Source organism: Candidatus Tisiphia endosymbiont of Melanophora roralis (assembly GCF_964026575.1).
Classification (GTDB): Bacteria; Pseudomonadota; Alphaproteobacteria; order Rickettsiales; family Rickettsiaceae; genus Tisiphia.
This window is the reverse complement of sequence record NZ_OZ032161.1, coordinates 715,145-730,945: the sequence shown is the minus strand read 5'-3', so window position 1 is coordinate 730,945 and position 15,801 is coordinate 715,145. Positions and strand designations below refer to the sequence as shown.

Sequence of the window (15,801 nt, the reverse complement as noted above, 5' to 3'; positions counted from 1 at the left end):
TACTATGACTATAATTACTAGATTCGCCCCCTCCCCTACTGGCTTCTTGCATATTGGTGGGGCAAGGACAGCATTGTTTAATTATTTATTTGCCAAACACCATAACGGCAAATTTTTACTGCGAATTGAGGATACTGATAAAACAAGATCAACCGAAGATGCAGTAGATGCTATATTTTCCGGTTTGAAATGGCTTGGTTTAGACTGGGATGATGAAGTGGTTTTTCAGTCTAAAAGAAATGATTTATACAAAAAAGCAGCTCTGAAATTACTAGATGAAGGAAAAGCTTATTATTGTTTTACACCTCAAGAAGAAATAGATCGACAGCGAGATAATGCTATAGCCAATAAACAACATTTTTTATTTCAAAGCCCTTGGCGAGATGCTGATCCTTCTAGCTTTCCAAAAGGTTACCAATCCACAAAAGCAGTGATTAGGCTGAAAGCTCCAAGAACTGGCTATACAACTATCCATGATGCTTTACAAGGGGATGTTACTATTGAAAACTCCCACCTAGATGATATGGTGCTGTTACGTAGTGATGGAAGTAGCACCTATATGTTGGCGGTAGTAGTGGACGACCACGATATGCAGATTACCCATATTATCAGGGGGGATGACCATTTAACTAACGCTGCTCGCCAAATCCTACTTTATCAAGCCTTTGGTTGGCATGTACCACATATGGTACATATACCGTTAATACATGGTGATGACGGGGCAAAATTATCTAAAAGACATGGAGCTCTTGGAATAAAAGCATACCAAGATATGGGATATTTACCCGAGAGCTTGTGTAATTATTTACTAAGGTTAGGATGGAGTCACAAAGATGATGAGATTATTTCAAGACAACAAGCTATAGAATGGTTTGACCTTGAAGGACTTGGCAAATCACCTGCTCGTCTTGATTTTGCCAAAATGGATAATTTAAACGCTCATTATCTACGTCAGCTTGATGCTACGCTATTAACAAAAATGATTTGTGAGAGTTTGCAAAAAACTTATAAAATTACCACGGAAGAAACAGAATATATTAAGCAAGCAATGCCAAACTTGAAGATAAGAAGCACAAATTTAGTCGAATTAGCTGAACTAGCCAAGATTTACTTGATTAACGTTCCTATTATCTACTCTGAGGAAGCCAAAGAGATAATCAAGAATTGTGATAAAAATTTGCTAGAGCAAGTTATTGAGGAATTAAAGAATTTACAAAATTTTGATAAAGAGTCAATTCAAATAAAATTTAAAGAAATAGCCAAGAATAATAATATTAAACTTGCAGATCTCATGCAATCCATTAGATCTCTAATAACAGGCATGACTGCTTCCCCAAGTATTTTTGAAATTATCGCCATAATTGGTAAAGAAAATGCTATTGCTAGGTTGAAATGTACTCAAATGATTTAATAGATTTAAATGATCCTATGAATGAGAACAATAAACAAGCGATGAGCAGACTAGGCGTACATGAAGTGCGTGAGTACGCGAATTCCCAGCAAGTATTTGCGAGAACTAATTTAGAGAATCATTTAAATATATTTCACAACCTAGTTGGAAGATATGCTATTACGAGAATTTTAGGCAATTATGGTACAGCTAAAGGAATCGCTTACTTTATAGAAGATAAAGAACATATATATTTACCTCATTCACGTATATTATATAGAGAGGAGCTTGATGTTGAATATTATGGTAATACCAATAGGGTGAAAGCTTTTAAGGAGTATCTATACTCTCTAGAGCAAAACAAAATTGTTAAATATTTTGTTAATGAAAATAACAATGCTTTATTTTACCAATTACATTTTATCTCTAATACTCCTTTTCAGGATAAAGTTCAGGCTAAAGGTACACATCAATGCAATTTGGATTTTTATCAAGCTAATTACACATTCTTGAATAAGAATTCTTTTGAACTGAGTTATAAAGTTTTAGGTCCTAACAAAAACTATACGATAAAAACTAGTTTTACTAGAATATCCTGAATTCGATATAACATTGCCGTACCTTCGATGCCCCCACCCCACAACTGTTGAAAGTTAAAAAATCGTCATTGCGAAGCAGCACTGTTGTAAGGCTTAAATCGTCATTGCGAGAAGCCGCTGCAAGCGGCGACGTATAGGCGTCAACTTAAGAGCGTAATGATTGAACATGTATAAACAAATTAAACACAGCAGTCATGGCAAGGCTCGTTAGATGCCGTGGCGATCCAGATAAACAGCGAAGCTGTTTTTTAGAGTAACGCTTCGCGTATCTTAGATTGCCGCGTCGCCGCTTGCAGCGGCTTCTCGCTAATAGACGTTTAGGTTTGATTTACTTATACATGCTCAATCATTACGCTCTTAAGTTGACACCTATGAGCGGTGACGTGGCAATTTTGTGAAGGAAGGCTTGACTATCATGAAGATTGCCACAGCACCTAACGGCACTTCGCAATGACGGTTTTTTAACTCACAATTGTTGTGCTTTCACGGAGATGATAGCCCTGTATAGTTACAACTGTAATACTAGTTTCTTCTATTACCAAAGAATCTTAGAAGATGTAAGAACAAATTAATAAAGTCTAAATACAAATTAAAAGCGGCCATTATGGACATTTTTTGTCCTAACTCTCCACCTCCAGACATAAAATACATAGACTTAATTTTTTGAGTATCCCATGCAATAATACCCATAAATATACCAACCCCAATGAGAGACGTTGCAAAATATATAGCTGAGCTTTGTAAAAACATGTTGACTAGCGACACAATGATAAGACCAAATAATCCCATGATAAGAAATGAACCCATTGATGTCAAATCCCTATTGGTAGTATACCCATAAAGGCTCATTGCACCAAAAACAGATGAACAAATAAAGAAAGTTCGAGCAATTGACTCTCCTGTATAGATAAACCCAAGAGATGCCAAAGACATACCAGTTAAAGCAGCATAAACCCAAAACAATACTTTAGTAGTATCTAGACTCATCCTGCCAAATCCCATAAAAAAGTACAAAGCAATTCCCACGGGAGAAATCATTACCAACGTTCCCAAACCGGTATAGCCCATGAACTGTCCATTTGCTTCAACTTGAAATAAAAGCCTAGTTAATGGCTCAAATGATATAGTAGCAAAAGCCATTACTCCAGTTAGCACAAGAGCTAAAGCCATATAATTATAGACTTTCAGCATGTATTCTCTCAGTCCGACATCATATGTTTTCTGAGTAGCAGTAAAAGTCTTTGTGTAATCAATCATAAGAAACCCCATGAATCATGTTATTATTTATATAATAATAGTATAAGCTTCATACCTTTTCTTTTCAAGAAGAAAATTGTGAAATATTTATTTAAATTTTATAATTTAGTTTCCTAGATTAATATTTATTATTCACTAACACTATCAGAATTATTAGCATTACCAGCAAGTTTCAGCTCATGTATCTTGCCATCCGCTGCATTCATTTCGTCCCAAATAGAAATATTATAAATTTTAGTACTTTCAGCATTATTATTAGTACTTCTATTTTTAGGTAATTTATCTTCATTATCTTCCAAGTCAGCTAGATAACCCTTGTCTATATCATCTTTTATCTTTTCAGTTTTTTTTGGCATACAATACTCTTATGTCAAATGTAAGATTTATAAAATTAAAAGTAGATATCGATCCTATGAGTTTTTATTAAGTTATCTTTTAAAACCACTAGATTGCCCATGTTTTTTGCCTGTATTGGGTGTATTGGGTGTAGCATTACTTTGAGATGGGGAAGCCATATGTGGAAACATAGTTTTTCCCAGCTTTTTTGCCTCTGCTTGCATTTTTGGGTTATCTTTATGTTCTAGTGTAGCTTTTTTAGGAGTAACGGACGATAATCTAGCTGTTGTTGGTACATCTTGATCATGAACAATTGTCCTAGTTAGTAGGGGGTCATCATTACCTAAAATTGTCATCGTTAGTGGGTCAAAATGATCTCCAGTTATTGTACGCATTTCTGCCCCTTCTTCTAGACTAGGAGTAAGTGTGTCTACGAGATTATACTCTCGTAGATTTCTTTCCTGCATTCTCTGTGCTAGATTAGGCGAATTTGGAATATCATTAAGCTGTGCATACGCTCCTTTCACGCCTTCATTACCTGCTACTGATGTCAAAAATGATTCTGTTACATTCTGAGCAGTAGCATTCTCTAATGACAGAGCGTCTACTCCTACTGTTGTGTTGAACCATTTCTCATCTAGTGGAGGTAGCTCGCCTTGTTGCACTGCTTTTGATTCTTTTGCTGATTTATGATTGGAAAGAAAAGTTTTTAGATCAGGATTATAAACCTGGTCTTGCATTGACTTTCCGGTTGCATCAAGAGTATTCAGGTCAAATAAGTAAGGTTTATTAGAGTTTGTCACTAAGTCCTTAAAAAGATCTTTCCACTTGGGATGTGGTACAATACATTCCCAAACTAGTTTATTAAATTCTTTCTGACTTTCTTTATCAAAACCATTGGAATCTCTAATTTTAATTATAGTATCAAATAATTTTTGAGCATACACTTCTATCTCATTTGAATCTTTCTCCTTTGTATCCTTATCCACACAGTTAATTGAGTGTACGTTGTCGCTGTATTGTAACGCTCTTGCAAAACGTGCAACAGCTTCTTCTGGAATATAAGCAGAAGCTAAAGAAATATTAGTAGTGTTTCGATTAAGAAGAGATGATGGTAAATGTAACAGACCGTCTGTTCCAATTTTGTTACTATCTAAATTTATATCAATAATAGTAGAATTATTAGCAAGAAGTGTTGCAACTTTTTTAGCTCCTTCATTTCCTAGATCATTATTCGATAGATCAAGATCAGTAACAGTTTTATTATGATCAAAAGCGGATGACAAAGCTCCCATGCCCTCACTTCCAATCTTGTTATTACTTAAATCTAGATGCCTAAGCTCAGTACTATTCTGAATAATGCCTGCAACTACCTTGGCTCCGTTATCTCCCAAATTGTTACTAGATAAATCAAGCTCGGAAATTGGATTTTCTATAATAGCCTCTAATATCTCTTTGTCCAATTGAACCTTACTATTAGATAAATCAAGAGCATCGACATTCTTTTTTCTTAGCTGTGTCATTAATTTTGCTTTTTCTTTAGGATTTGTAAGGTCTATGTTCTTGTAACTAACAGAAACTGGTTTTGGTTTGAATATATTTTTCATAAGAAACTTTAATTAATTAAAATTAACTATAATTCACTATGCTTCTTATCACTTTGTCAAGATTAAGGTAACAAATACGACAAGGATAATTTAGGTTGTGTGAACATTTCTATCTAATGGTCTTATAGATCGTTATTTCCGTTCTCGAATTCATAACGGAATTTAATCCAAGGCAATTTAGTTATTTACATGATACAAAGATATTGCTATTTTGTCTACAAAACTTAAAAAAATATGATCTAATTTTTAGGGATTTAATGCCTCTGTGGTGGAATGGTAGACACGGTAGACTCAAAATCTACAGCTCAAAAGGCGTGCTGGTTCAAGTCCGGCCAGAGGTACCATCGTATAATACCATTTCCCAAAACTAAATTGCTACTCGGAGTACGAGTGTCGAGTACCGGAGCGGAGATCATGAAGTACGACGACGTGATGATTAGTTTTCAGAAATGGTATAACTTCAAGAAGAGCTAGCTGTGCGTACATGAGTAACGAAGCAGCTGAAATTTTTAGGTCGCGGAAACCTTAATTCTTGAAGGTCTAGCTGAGTATATATACAGAAACAATATTTAGGCAATGAAGGTTAGTTACATCCAATGAGTACACATAACAATATTAATGACGTTGTAGAAATTACAGCACAAAGTGGTTCATCAATTTTCTCTATGATATCATCCACTGATATTATAGGAAAATCTGTTATGATAATTTTGGTAATTGCTTCAATTTGGGCATGGACAATAATTATAGATAAAATAGTTCATTTAGTTCAAATAAGAAAGAGAATTGCAGCTTTTGAAGCTACTTTTTGGTCTGGAGCAGTTTTAGATCAGTTATATGAAACTATTAAAAGAACAATGAATAATCCTCTTGCCGCAGTTTTTGTAGCAGCTATGAACGAATGTAAACGCCAAAATCCTAACAACCTCACTGATGCACTTAAAATTAGCCATAAAGAGCGAATAATACAATCTATGTACTTGATAAGGAATCGTGAACTTGAAAGATTAGAGCAAAATTTAGGTTTTTTGGCAACTGTTGCTTCTAGTACACCATTTATAGGGTTATTTGGTACTGTTTGGGGGATTATGCATAGTTTTCAATCTATTGCAGCATCAAAAAATACCTCACTTGCTATCGTAGCTCCTGGCATTGCAGAAGCTTTACTTGCAACGGCAATAGGTCTATTTGCAGCAATTCCGGCGGTAATTTTTTATAACTACCTTTCTTCACAAATAATTAAGATTAATAACAAAATTGATGATTTCATTAATGAGCTTAGTTCTATACTATCAAGAGCCATAGATGAAGGGAAAATGTAATGGCTATACAATTACCAAATTCAAACAATCAAAGATCTAGACGTAATTTAGTCAGTGAGATCAACGTTACACCACTCGTTGACGTCATGTTAGTGCTATTGATCATCTTTATGATAACCTCTCCAATGCTAGTGTCCGGTATTAATGTTGATTTACCAGAAACAACTTCTAGCCCACTGTCAGGGCAAGATGAACCTTTAGTGATTAGTATTAACAACAAAGGAGAATTATATTTATTGGAATCTAAAATAGAGAGACAAAATTTAGCTACTAAGCTAACTAATATTACAAAAGAAAAAAAAGATATTAGAATTTTTGTAAGAGGCGACAAAAATGTGCCATATGGCGAGGTAGTTAGCGTTGTATCTGAAATCCATGCAGCAGGCTTTTCTAAGGTAGCACTAGTTTCAAATATTAAATATAATGAAAAATAATAATATAAATAATAATATTTTTTCTATTTCTTTTATTTGCTCCGTAGTACTTCATTTACTAATAATATATTTCTTCTTATTTGGTCTTCCCTCATTGTTTAAAAAATCTCCTGAAGAACAAGTAATAGTTTTTGAAATGTTACCAATTAATAGTAAATCTAATGTACCCAATAAAATAAAACAATCTGAAAAAGCTATAGAAAATCAAGATACAAAAAAAGTAGAACAAAGCAAACCTAATGATACAGAAGAGCAGAAACCTTTAGAGAAACCTTTAGAGAAGCCTCTAGAAAAACTTCTAGAAGAAAAGAAACCTCTTGAAAACAAGCTTCCTATCGAGGAAAAGAAGGTTATAGATAAAAAACCTATAGAAGAGAAGAAGCTTGCAGAAGAAAAAAAGCCTGTAAAAACAAAGAAGCCACTCGAGAAAAAAAAGAAAATTCCTAATAAAAGTGACTTAGATTCTTTGCTTAAAAATTTAGAACAATCATCTGAAGGGTCGAGTGCAAAATCAAATAAACAAGCTAGGTCCAAAGAAAATAAAGAAACCCAAGAATCAAAAGGTCCTTACGATGAAACATTGCCTCTTTCCATCAGTGAAATATCTTTAATTAAACAACAAATAGAGAGAGTATGGAGCAAACCTATTGGGATACAAAACCTTGAGCAGCTACGGGTAACTTTGTATATAGCTTTAAATCAAGATGGTAGTGTCAAAGAAGTAAAAGTTAAAGAAACAATATGCCCAAACATAACAAAAATAGCTTGTGACGCTCTATCTGACAGTGCAATGAGGGCAGTATGGCAAGCAAGTCCTATTAATAATCTAGACCCTAAACGTTACAATAGCTGGAAAGAATTTAATTTTCTTTTTGATCCAAGTATGTGAAATATTTGCATAATTATTATATTTTTCAAGATTTATACTTAGTGCTAGTCAAATTTCCTCTATATTAGTATTAACCTCAATTTCGGATTAATTTCATTAATCCGAAATTGGAATGAGAATGTAAACAATTAGGCTTAAAGCGGTTTGACGCCTGATTGTTAAATATTTCATTTGCTAATAATCTTATTTTTATACCAATAAAAATAAGATTATTAGCGATAATAGATTAAAATGCATTCGTAGAACCGCTTCAAGAATGCATTTTTCTGATATTCTAGCCAGTTTTGGATTAAAATTTTTAATTTTAATCCAAAACTGAGGTTATTAATTTTCGGATTTGGGATTAGGATAAAACCAAATAAAGAGTACGGTAAATAATAAAGATAGGTTTAGTAGTAAATTCCATTCTGTCATAGATATATCAAATAATTTAACTGCCGGTTTTGTGCAAGTTGCAATAGGTTGGCTATAAAATATTTCTTTAATATCTTGGATGGATAAGTGCTTTGGAATATGGATTAAAGTTGAACAAAGACTACTTGGTTCAAATATCCCTCTTTCCACTCCACTATGATAGCCTGCTAATATGCAAGCACCTAATAAGTTTAGAACGATAAAAAATAAAGTATATTTGCTTATTTTCTTGATAAGAATCGCTACAACTGAAATCTTGATTATAAATAAATATGGAAATCTTTGATAAATACACAAAGGGCAAGGTGAAAAATGTAATATATATTCGACAAAATAAGCCAAAGATAAGGCAAAGATGCACGTACAAACTAGGGTTATATGTAAAACTCTAAAACTATCTTTGCGAAGAAAATGTACAATAGAAGAAACTAGCATAAGTAAATATTATTTTTTTAAGTCGCTATTGTCTAGGAATATTACCAAAAACTCAAGAGATAATTTATAAGGATATGTAGATGTCAGAATTAGAAATTTTAGAAAATGTTTTAGAAAATGCCGTTAAATCAAACGCTTGGCCTTTTTTAGAAGCAAAAAAAATATTAGATCAACTGGGTAGCAAAACTCCAGCTAAAGGTTATGTATTATTTGAAACTGGTTATGGACCGTCAGGGATACCACATATAGGTACATTTGCAGAAGTTGCTAGATCTATAATGGTGCAAGAAGCATTTAAACAACTATCCAATATCCCAACTAAGATTATCTGTTTTTCTGATGATATGGATGGTTTGCGTAAAGTACCAAATAATATCCCAAATCCTGATATGGTAGCATCACATATTGGCAAGCCTTTAACATCTATTCCCGATCCTTTTGGTGAATGTGAAAGTTATGGACATTATATGAACGCTAAGCTTCGCTCATTTTTAGATAGGTTTGGCTTTAAATATGAATTTTTTAGTAGTACAGAATGTTATAAATCCGGTTTATTTGATCAGATGATGCTTAAAGTCATAGACAAATATGATGAAATAATGGCTCTAATGTTACCAACTTTTCGAGAAGAACGACAGGCAACTTATTCACCTTTTATGCCAATTTGTCCAAAAACCGGTATTGTACTACAAGTACCTATTGCAAAGATCGATCGCTTAGCCGCTACTATTACCTATAAAGACGATGAAGGAAAGTTTGTGGAAGTTCCTGTGACAAAGGGACATTGTAAGCTACAATGGAAACCTGATTTTGGTATGCGCTGGGCCGGTTTGCAAGTTAACTATGAAATGTATGGCAAGGAGCATATGCCTAATGCTGGGTTATATTCTGGGATTTGTCGAATCTTAGAGGGAATCCCACCAGTACAATTTTTTTATGAATTATTTCTTAATGAAAGCGGAGAGAAAATCTCTAAATCTACAGGCAATGGCATTACTGTTGATCAATGGCTGCAATATGCACCGGTGGAAAGTATGTCGTTATTTATGTACCAAAATCCAACAAGAGCCAAACGTTTACATTTTGATGTGATACCTAAAAATGTTGATGAATATATTACCTTCAATAAAAAATATCATTTAGAACTAGATCAAGTAAAGCGTTTTGCGAATCCAGTACATCATATTCATCACGGGAATGTGCCTAATATCGAAACTTTTGGCATTAGTTTTAGCTTATTGCTAAACCTTGCATCGGTTTGCAATCCTGAAGATAAATCGGTACTTTGGGGATTTATCAGTAAGTACGCCCCGAGTGCAACGAAACAAAATGCCCCATACCTTGATCATTTGACAGATTTTGCCACTCGTTATTATAATGACTTTATTAAAGCTAATAAGTGCTATTTAGTTCCTAATGATCAGCAAAAAATTATCTTACAAGAAATTATCGCTATGTTAAATGTTTTGCCGGGAGATATTACTTCCGAGCAAATCCAAGAAAAAATTTATGATATTGGCAATAAGCATGGTTATAATAATTTAAGAGATTATTTTAAAGAATTATATCAAATATTACTTGGGCAAACTGAAGGACCAAGGCTTGGGTCTTTTATTAAGCTTTTTGGTATTAGAGACAGTATAAATTTGATTCAACAGAAACTAATTTAATCTTAAGTATCGATGTAAGACTCGATAATCAAGTTTTTTAGAATTATTAAAAGATACGTCTATTAGCGAGGAGTCGCGAAAAAGCGGCGACGCGGCAATCTTTTGAAGTAATACTTGTCCCTACTTCACAACAAGATTGCCGCGTTGGCGATTCCATTAGACTTCTTTCGAAACTCGCTTATGCGCAAGGGTGTGAAGGAGACGCGGAACCTCGACCCGCAGCGTACTCTAATGTACGTGAGGATTCGAGTACAGACGTCGCGTACAAATCACCAGCAGAAGTAGAGTTTCGAAAGAAGTCTATTGCCTCCTAGCAATGACGGTTGGAAGCCATATTAATAGTGGTTATACAAAAAATGTAGGGTACTATGTAGGTGAGGCTGGAGAATAATTCTCATCATGCTTAGTTAATAATTCACGAGCTATGAATATATTACCTGATAATTTACCTACAGCTACTATCCCTTGATTCTCACGAAATAAAGCGGGTAAAACCCCTTGGTAAGATATTTCTAGGTCTTTAATGTCATCTGTAATGACAAAATGCACTTTATCAGCAGTAATTTTTCTGATTGAACCTACTTTAACTAAGCCCCCTACTCTCAATTCTTTGCCAAGTTTTGACTCGTTAATTTTTGACGGAGGGTAAAAAAATACTATACTATCTTCAAGATTGTATAATACCATATATATTCCCCCAGCACTGCATAAAAGGTAAAATAATATAAACTTTAATCTATTTTTTACCTTTTTTTGCATTACTTGATCTAACTTTAATTTTATTATAATCTAGCCAACTTGTTATTAACAATAAGGCAAGAGCAGCAAAAGCAAACAGGTATGAAGCTAGTAGATAATTAAACATCTTATTATCTTTTTTGATTTTGCTGCTTCACTCTAATAAAATCTATAATTTCTTGAGCAGAACTATTTAAGTAAAAATGCTTTATATATTCCCCTTGTTGATCCATTAAATAACTAAAAGAAGAATGATCAATCATATAATTTTCACCATCATTTGCTCTAGCATAATACACTTTAAACTTATCAGCAACCTCTTTAATTTGTTGTTCATTACCCGTTAAACCAATAAATTTAGGATTAAAATGCTTTAAATATTCTTTAAGCACTGCTGGAGTATCACGCTGAGGATCTACAGTAATAAAAACAAATTCAACATCAATTTTATATTTATCAAGAGTATTAATGACCTCTGTTAATTTTTGCAAAGAAGTAGGACAAATATCAGGGCAATAAGTAAAACCAAAATAAATTAAACTTAATTTTCCTTTCAAACTATCACTATTGAAAGTCTTACCGTCTTGATCAGTTAGCTCAAAGTTTCCACCAATTTGCACGTCAATATTATCCCCTCCTCCCTTTCCAGCAAGGGGTTTTTGCGGTATGTCAAAAGATAACCAAAGATACAATGACGTAATAGTTATCAATAAACCTACTGCTAAAATAATTTTTATAATAATATTATCCTGACATTTTTCTTGCATTGTATTCTTCACCTCATAGTACCCTATATTTTTCTATAATCGTCATAGCAAGGCTCTTTAGATGCCGTGGCGGTCCAAGTAAACAGCGAAGCTATTTTTTTAGAGTAACGCTTCGCGTATCCTAGATTGCCGCGTCGCCGCTTTTTCGCGGCTTCTCGCAATGACGGTTTTTTAACTTTCAACAATTGTACCCTGCTTCCCATTTATTGATCATTCAATATTTGTGCTACTTCTAATGCAGCGTATGTAACAATGCTACTAGCACCAGCACGCTTAAAACATACCAATGATTCTATTATGCTTGCTTGCCAATTTAAGGCATTGGCATCTGCCGCAAATCTTAACATAGAATATTCACCACTTACCTGATAGGCAAATATAGTAGTATTAAAGTTATTGGCCGCTTGTGCTATGACGTCCAAAAACATCATACCAGGTTTAATCATAATCATATCTGCACCTTCGGCAAGATCATGTTCTATCTCTAACATAGCTTCTCTGCTATTACGTACATCCATTTGGTAGGTCGCTTTATTTAGATAAGCTGTCTTATTATTGTTCAATGCATCTCTGAATGGGGCATAAAAACTTGAAGCATATTTTGCCGCATAAGATAATATATTAACGTTAATAAACCCTTCTGAATCTAGTATTTGACGTATGCCCATAATCCTACCATCCATCATATCAGATGGTGCGACAATATCTACCCCAGCTTTTGCTAAAACTAAAGCTTGGTTGCACAAAGCTTCAACAGTTCTATCATTATCTACATCCCCATTATGTAGAATACCATCATGTGCATGGGTAGTGTAAGGATCTAGGGCAACATCGCATATTATACCAATATCGATATTGGCATTTTTTATACTTCGTATAGTTCTACACATTAAATTGTCTAGATTATATGCTTCATCAGCATTATCGCTTTTTAATTTTGCATCTATACAAGGGAAGAGTATTATAGCATTTATGCCATTTTCATAAGCCTGCCTAGCCGTCAATACTACTTGATCAATAGATAATCTATATACGCCAGGCATAGTTTTGATCTCTTGACGCTGGTTCTCGCCCTCAACCACAAATAATGCTAGCACCAAATCATTTACGCTAAGCCTATTCTCTGCTACTAATTCTCTTAGCCACCGCGTTTTTCTATTTCTTCTTAATCTTATTGTTGGGTACATATCTATGTTCTTACCTTTGTGCAGAGTTGTTTTTACCTTTTGTTTGTGGGTGTGCTATTATACCTGGTTTTAAATCATCTATAGTACTAGAACTCACCTTTACCATTTTGCTAAATTTACTAAATAATTTAGAGCTTTCTTGATCCAAATTTATATTTCGTTTAATTTTTTGCTGTAATTTTAATTGCTTATCTATATCCTTATCAATTAGTTTAGAATTATTTCTAACGCCCAATAGTTCGTTCATGTTATCCTTAAATGTTTTTTTGCTTTCATTAGCATCCTTGTTAGTTATCACATCTGATATAAAAGCCACAGCGGATTTAATTGTTGCCCCAAATTTTGCAAAAGCCAACTGTTTCAATCTTTGACTTTCTTTTTTTTGCCCAATTATTGTTTGTTCTATTTCTTTCTCTTGTTTTTGCTCTAATTTTAATTGATTTTCTAATTCTTGTTGTTTCTGATTGCTCCACTTGCTTATATTCATTAATGTTCCTTCAACACCTTTAATATTATCCTTATTAAATTGTTCTGCCATTAATTTCACATGTTTTTGTAACTCTTTTGCATTATCTTGTCCAATAGTTTTAGCTATATTATTACTATTAGCGACCTTAATCAATGGATCAACTATCTCTTTAATTGCAACCAATTCATCCTTAAAAATTCCCTGTAATATTTCTTTATTGACATCTTCTAGCCAAAATTTTCTTTCTTCTAGCATATTATCAGGACATTCTTGCAGCACAAATTCAGCTATATCTGCAATTACTGGCTTTAGCTCAGAACTAGTATTTAATATTTCTTGTAAACTTACTTCATATATCTTTCTAGCTGAGCTTTCTTTATAAAAATAAAAAGCACTCGTTAATGCTGAAATTATATGTTGTTTTACTTCCTTTCTTTCTTTACTATTACTAAACTTGTTAGGATCATCAAAAATATGATCAATTTTTGTTATAATATCATCTGCTTTTTGTTGAATTTCATCTTTTTTTTGCAGAATTTCTTCTTTTTTCTCCCGAATTTTCTCTTGTTTTGTCATTTAGTACCTCATATAATACTATTATATATCACAATTATTAATCTCCACTAAGTATTATTAGCATAAAATTTTATTATAGTTAAACCGGAAAGGTTTTAGCAAAAAAAAACGTCATTGCGAGGAGACGATGAAATCGCCGACGTGGCAATCTCACAACTGTTGAAAATTAAAAAACCGTCATTGCGAGGAGCCACTTTAGTGGCGACGCGGCAATCCAAATTACTTATTATATTTTTTGTGGATTGCTTCGTCGGCTCATGCCATAACTGTCGAAAGTTAAAAAAGGTATTAAAATATAACTAAAGATTGTGTATAAATTAAGTTCATATAAATACAAAAAGTTGAATAATATACAAATATTATAAATTTATTAGGTGAAGATAAACTAAATGAAGTAAATAAATTATACAAAATAGATAGGTCATTGCTTGAGACAGAAATTATCAAAGATATAGTGTTATTTTGCAGCGGAGAGCCTAATCTTGTAGATTTAAAATTATAAATGTTAGATTATTATTTATGTATAATTTTTGGTTGCAATGAATTATAGTTTTTAACTTTCGACAGTTGTGCGGCTCATGCCTCCTCGCAATGACGTTGAAGAATTTTGTGTGCATCACCTAGGTTCTAAGGGTGATGTCCACAACTGTTGAAAGTTAAAAAATCGTCATTACGAAGCACCGTTGGCACTGTGGCAATCTTCATGATTAAGCCAAATCACGTTACTTCTTTTCCATTAATCCTTTCCAAGCAAATTTTTTCCGTCACTGTTTTTAACTTCTTTACTCGATCAATAAGGTAAAGTAGCTGTTCTTTAGTTATTTTATAATCTTTGTTATAGCGAGCTTCAATATAAGCCTGTTCAAGTAATCTAAAACATTGCCTTTGCTCAACGCTAGAATTAGGAAATATCTGCCATAATTCTTCATTGTAATTTCCGGCTATACTACCTAATTTTCTTATATCGTGTAGTTTCGGTTTATAACCGGAAAAAACTAACAGGATAGCATTATAAAAACTTTCGGTAGTTTGATGAAGGTAAAAAGCTGATAAAGCATAATCTTCCCTTTTTAATGGATATTTACAATCAATGAAAAAACCTGTGCCTCTTACAAACCAGTATTCATAATCCTCTTTAGCTATTTGTCTTCTTTCTTCCCATGGTAAGTTTTTAGCTTCCGCTAGCTGAAACTCACCACTATTATATAAAAGAATTCCTTCTTTTTTTATATCAGAAAAGAAATAATGCCCCTTCTCTAACTGACTATTTACCGTCTTGATTGATTCTAGCACCAAAGTTACCCATAACTCAAAAGGATTTCTTAATGATTTTCTTTCCAACCTTTTTTCTATTTTATCTTCTATGGATAAGCCGGCAAGACCGGCCTGTTTGCCTTTCTTCATCACCAACATAAGATCGAGATCACTTTGATAACTATAAGTAATGTGTCCTTTTTTATACTCATCTTGTACCCAATCTCCTCTAGCGTAAGAGCCAAATAAAATAATCATCGCAATCTCATCTTTTCCAACTGCTAAGATTTCTTTTACAATCTTATCAAGCTTTTCTTGAATTATCATAGAACGGCTAGGTAAGGTAGTTTTCATATAGATTTATCGTCATATTTTGAGAATATATTATATAATTTTACTTATTTTCTTGGCAATGTAACTAAAAGATTACTTAAAAATTTGCTTTATGCATAATTAT

16 protein-coding genes and 1 tRNA gene are annotated in these 15,801 nt (G+C 33.3%); 7 read left to right on the top strand and 10 right to left on the bottom strand.

What is annotated here, in order from left to right; all coding sequences use genetic code 11:
* Nucleotides 1-4: 4 nt before the first annotated feature.
* Nucleotides 5-1,411, top strand: a complete 1,407-nt coding sequence (gltX, locus tag AAGD53_RS03600; protein WP_341763318.1) for a glutamate--tRNA ligase — start codon at nucleotides 5-7, stop codon at nucleotides 1,409-1,411.
* Nucleotides 1,393-1,989, top strand: coding sequence for a DUF6314 family protein (locus AAGD53_RS03595; protein ID WP_341763317.1), 597 nt, complete (start codon nucleotides 1,393-1,395; stop codon nucleotides 1,987-1,989). Before gltX ends, AAGD53_RS03595 begins: the two co-directional genes overlap by 19 nt.
* Nucleotides 1,990-2,511: 522 nt before the next feature.
* Here AAGD53_RS03595 and AAGD53_RS03590 read toward each other — a convergent pair.
* The 3 genes from AAGD53_RS03590 to AAGD53_RS03580 form a co-directional block, all read right to left on the bottom strand.
* Nucleotides 2,512-3,246 carry a Bax inhibitor-1/YccA family protein gene (locus AAGD53_RS03590; protein ID WP_341760938.1) on the bottom strand — a complete coding sequence of 245 codons (735 nt, stop codon included), beginning with the start codon at nucleotides 3,244-3,246 and terminating at the stop codon, nucleotides 2,512-2,514.
* 128 nt (nucleotides 3,247-3,374) lie between these two features.
* Nucleotides 3,375-3,602, bottom strand: coding sequence for a hypothetical protein (locus AAGD53_RS03585; protein WP_341760937.1), 228 nt, complete (start codon nucleotides 3,600-3,602; stop codon nucleotides 3,375-3,377).
* A gap of 72 nt (nucleotides 3,603-3,674) precedes the next feature.
* Nucleotides 3,675-5,189, bottom strand: coding sequence for a hypothetical protein (locus AAGD53_RS03580; protein WP_341763316.1), 1,515 nt, complete (start codon nucleotides 5,187-5,189; stop codon nucleotides 3,675-3,677).
* Nucleotides 5,190-5,448: 259 nt separating this feature from the next.
* Between AAGD53_RS03580 and AAGD53_RS03575 the strand changes: the two genes are divergently transcribed.
* The 4 genes from AAGD53_RS03575 to AAGD53_RS03560 all read left to right on the top strand — a co-directional run bounded on the left by AAGD53_RS03575 (nucleotide 5,449) and on the right by AAGD53_RS03560 (nucleotide 7,834).
* A tRNA-Leu gene (locus tag AAGD53_RS03575) sits at nucleotides 5,449-5,533 on the top strand.
* 252 nt (nucleotides 5,534-5,785) lie between these two features.
* The gene (gene tolQ / locus AAGD53_RS03570) at nucleotides 5,786-6,511 is read left to right on the top strand and encodes a protein TolQ (RefSeq protein ID WP_341760935.1); all 726 of its coding nucleotides are present in this window, start codon (nucleotides 5,786-5,788) and stop codon (nucleotides 6,509-6,511) included.
* Nucleotides 6,511-6,945 (top strand): protein TolR, encoded by a 435-nt coding sequence (tolR, locus tag AAGD53_RS03565; protein ID WP_341755720.1) that lies wholly within the window; start codon nucleotides 6,511-6,513, stop codon nucleotides 6,943-6,945. Before tolQ ends, tolR begins: the two co-directional genes overlap by 1 nt.
* Nucleotides 6,935-7,834 carry an energy transducer TonB gene (locus AAGD53_RS03560; protein ID WP_341763315.1) on the top strand — a complete coding sequence of 300 codons (900 nt, stop codon included), beginning with the start codon at nucleotides 6,935-6,937 and terminating at the stop codon, nucleotides 7,832-7,834. Before tolR ends, AAGD53_RS03560 begins: the two co-directional genes overlap by 11 nt.
* Before the next feature lie 324 nt (nucleotides 7,835-8,158).
* On the opposite strand, the gene AAGD53_RS03555 is transcribed toward AAGD53_RS03560, so the two are convergent.
* Nucleotides 8,159-8,683: a disulfide bond formation protein B gene (locus tag AAGD53_RS03555; RefSeq protein ID WP_341763314.1), complete on the bottom strand. Its 525-nt coding sequence runs from the start codon at nucleotides 8,681-8,683 to the stop codon at nucleotides 8,159-8,161.
* Between the two features lie 80 nt (nucleotides 8,684-8,763).
* Here AAGD53_RS03555 and AAGD53_RS03550 point away from each other — a divergent pair, with 80 nt between their 5' ends.
* Nucleotides 8,764-10,353 (top strand): lysine--tRNA ligase, encoded by a 1,590-nt coding sequence (locus tag AAGD53_RS03550; RefSeq protein WP_341763313.1) that lies wholly within the window; start codon nucleotides 8,764-8,766, stop codon nucleotides 10,351-10,353.
* 366 nt (nucleotides 10,354-10,719) lie between these two features.
* On the opposite strand, the gene ccmE is transcribed toward AAGD53_RS03550, so the two are convergent.
* From ccmE to AAGD53_RS03515, 6 genes are all read right to left on the bottom strand, one after another.
* Complete coding sequence (gene ccmE / locus AAGD53_RS03540) at nucleotides 10,720-11,112, bottom strand: cytochrome c maturation protein CcmE (RefSeq protein WP_341763312.1); 393 nt, start codon at nucleotides 11,110-11,112, stop codon at nucleotides 10,720-10,722.
* On the bottom strand, nucleotides 11,090-11,218 hold the full coding sequence (locus tag AAGD53_RS03535; RefSeq protein WP_341763311.1) for a hypothetical protein: 129 nt from the start codon (nucleotides 11,216-11,218) through the stop codon (nucleotides 11,090-11,092). The genes ccmE and AAGD53_RS03535 overlap by 23 nt, the downstream gene beginning before the upstream one ends.
* Nucleotides 11,219-11,222: 4 nt before the next feature.
* Nucleotides 11,223-11,858, bottom strand: a complete 636-nt coding sequence (locus AAGD53_RS03530) for an SCO family protein (protein ID WP_341763310.1) — start codon at nucleotides 11,856-11,858, stop codon at nucleotides 11,223-11,225.
* 203 nt (nucleotides 11,859-12,061) lie between these two features.
* Complete coding sequence (gene hemB / locus AAGD53_RS03525) at nucleotides 12,062-13,045, bottom strand: porphobilinogen synthase (protein ID WP_341763309.1); 984 nt, start codon at nucleotides 13,043-13,045, stop codon at nucleotides 12,062-12,064.
* Nucleotides 13,046-13,055: 10 nt separating this feature from the next.
* Nucleotides 13,056-14,090, bottom strand: a complete 1,035-nt coding sequence (locus AAGD53_RS03520; protein WP_341763308.1) for a hypothetical protein — start codon at nucleotides 14,088-14,090, stop codon at nucleotides 13,056-13,058.
* A 717-nt stretch (nucleotides 14,091-14,807) separates the two neighbouring features.
* Nucleotides 14,808-15,698 carry a HEPN domain-containing protein gene (locus AAGD53_RS03515; protein WP_341763307.1) on the bottom strand — a complete coding sequence of 297 codons (891 nt, stop codon included), beginning with the start codon at nucleotides 15,696-15,698 and terminating at the stop codon, nucleotides 14,808-14,810.
* Nucleotides 15,699-15,801 lie beyond the last annotated feature (103 nt).

Bases quoted from the DNA above. Each gene is read 5' to 3' on its own strand.
- AAGD53_RS03520 (WP_341763308.1), bottom strand. From the start codon at position 14,090: ATGACAAAACAAGAGAAAATTCGGGAGAAAAAAGAAGAAATTCTGCAA.
- AAGD53_RS03530 (WP_341763310.1), bottom strand. From the start codon at position 11,858: ATGCAAGAAAAATGTCAGGATAATATTATTATAAAAATTATTTTAGCA.
- AAGD53_RS03595 (WP_341763317.1), top strand. From the start codon at position 1,393: ATGTACTCAAATGATTTAATAGATTTAAATGATCCTATGAATGAGAAC.
- AAGD53_RS03590 (WP_341760938.1), bottom strand. From the start codon at position 3,246: ATGATTGATTACACAAAGACTTTTACTGCTACTCAGAAAACATATGAT.
- AAGD53_RS03560 (WP_341763315.1), top strand. From the start codon at position 6,935: ATGAAAAATAATAATATAAATAATAATATTTTTTCTATTTCTTTTATT.
- AAGD53_RS03515 (WP_341763307.1), bottom strand. From the start codon at position 15,698: ATGAAAACTACCTTACCTAGCCGTTCTATGATAATTCAAGAAAAGCTT.
- tolQ (WP_341760935.1), top strand. From the start codon at position 5,786: ATGAGTACACATAACAATATTAATGACGTTGTAGAAATTACAGCACAA.
- AAGD53_RS03550 (WP_341763313.1), top strand. From the start codon at position 8,764: ATGTCAGAATTAGAAATTTTAGAAAATGTTTTAGAAAATGCCGTTAAA.
- tolR (WP_341755720.1), top strand. From the start codon at position 6,511: ATGGCTATACAATTACCAAATTCAAACAATCAAAGATCTAGACGTAAT.
- AAGD53_RS03585 (WP_341760937.1), bottom strand. From the start codon at position 3,602: ATGCCAAAAAAAACTGAAAAGATAAAAGATGATATAGACAAGGGTTAT.
- AAGD53_RS03535 (WP_341763311.1), bottom strand. From the start codon at position 11,218: ATGTTTAATTATCTACTAGCTTCATACCTGTTTGCTTTTGCTGCTCTT.
- AAGD53_RS03580 (WP_341763316.1), bottom strand. From the start codon at position 5,189: ATGAAAAATATATTCAAACCAAAACCAGTTTCTGTTAGTTACAAGAAC.
- AAGD53_RS03555 (WP_341763314.1), bottom strand. From the start codon at position 8,683: ATGCTAGTTTCTTCTATTGTACATTTTCTTCGCAAAGATAGTTTTAGA.
- ccmE (WP_341763312.1), bottom strand. From the start codon at position 11,112: ATGCAAAAAAAGGTAAAAAATAGATTAAAGTTTATATTATTTTACCTT.
- hemB (WP_341763309.1), bottom strand. From the start codon at position 13,045: ATGTACCCAACAATAAGATTAAGAAGAAATAGAAAAACGCGGTGGCTA.
- gltX (WP_341763318.1), top strand. From the start codon at position 5: ATGACTATAATTACTAGATTCGCCCCCTCCCCTACTGGCTTCTTGCAT.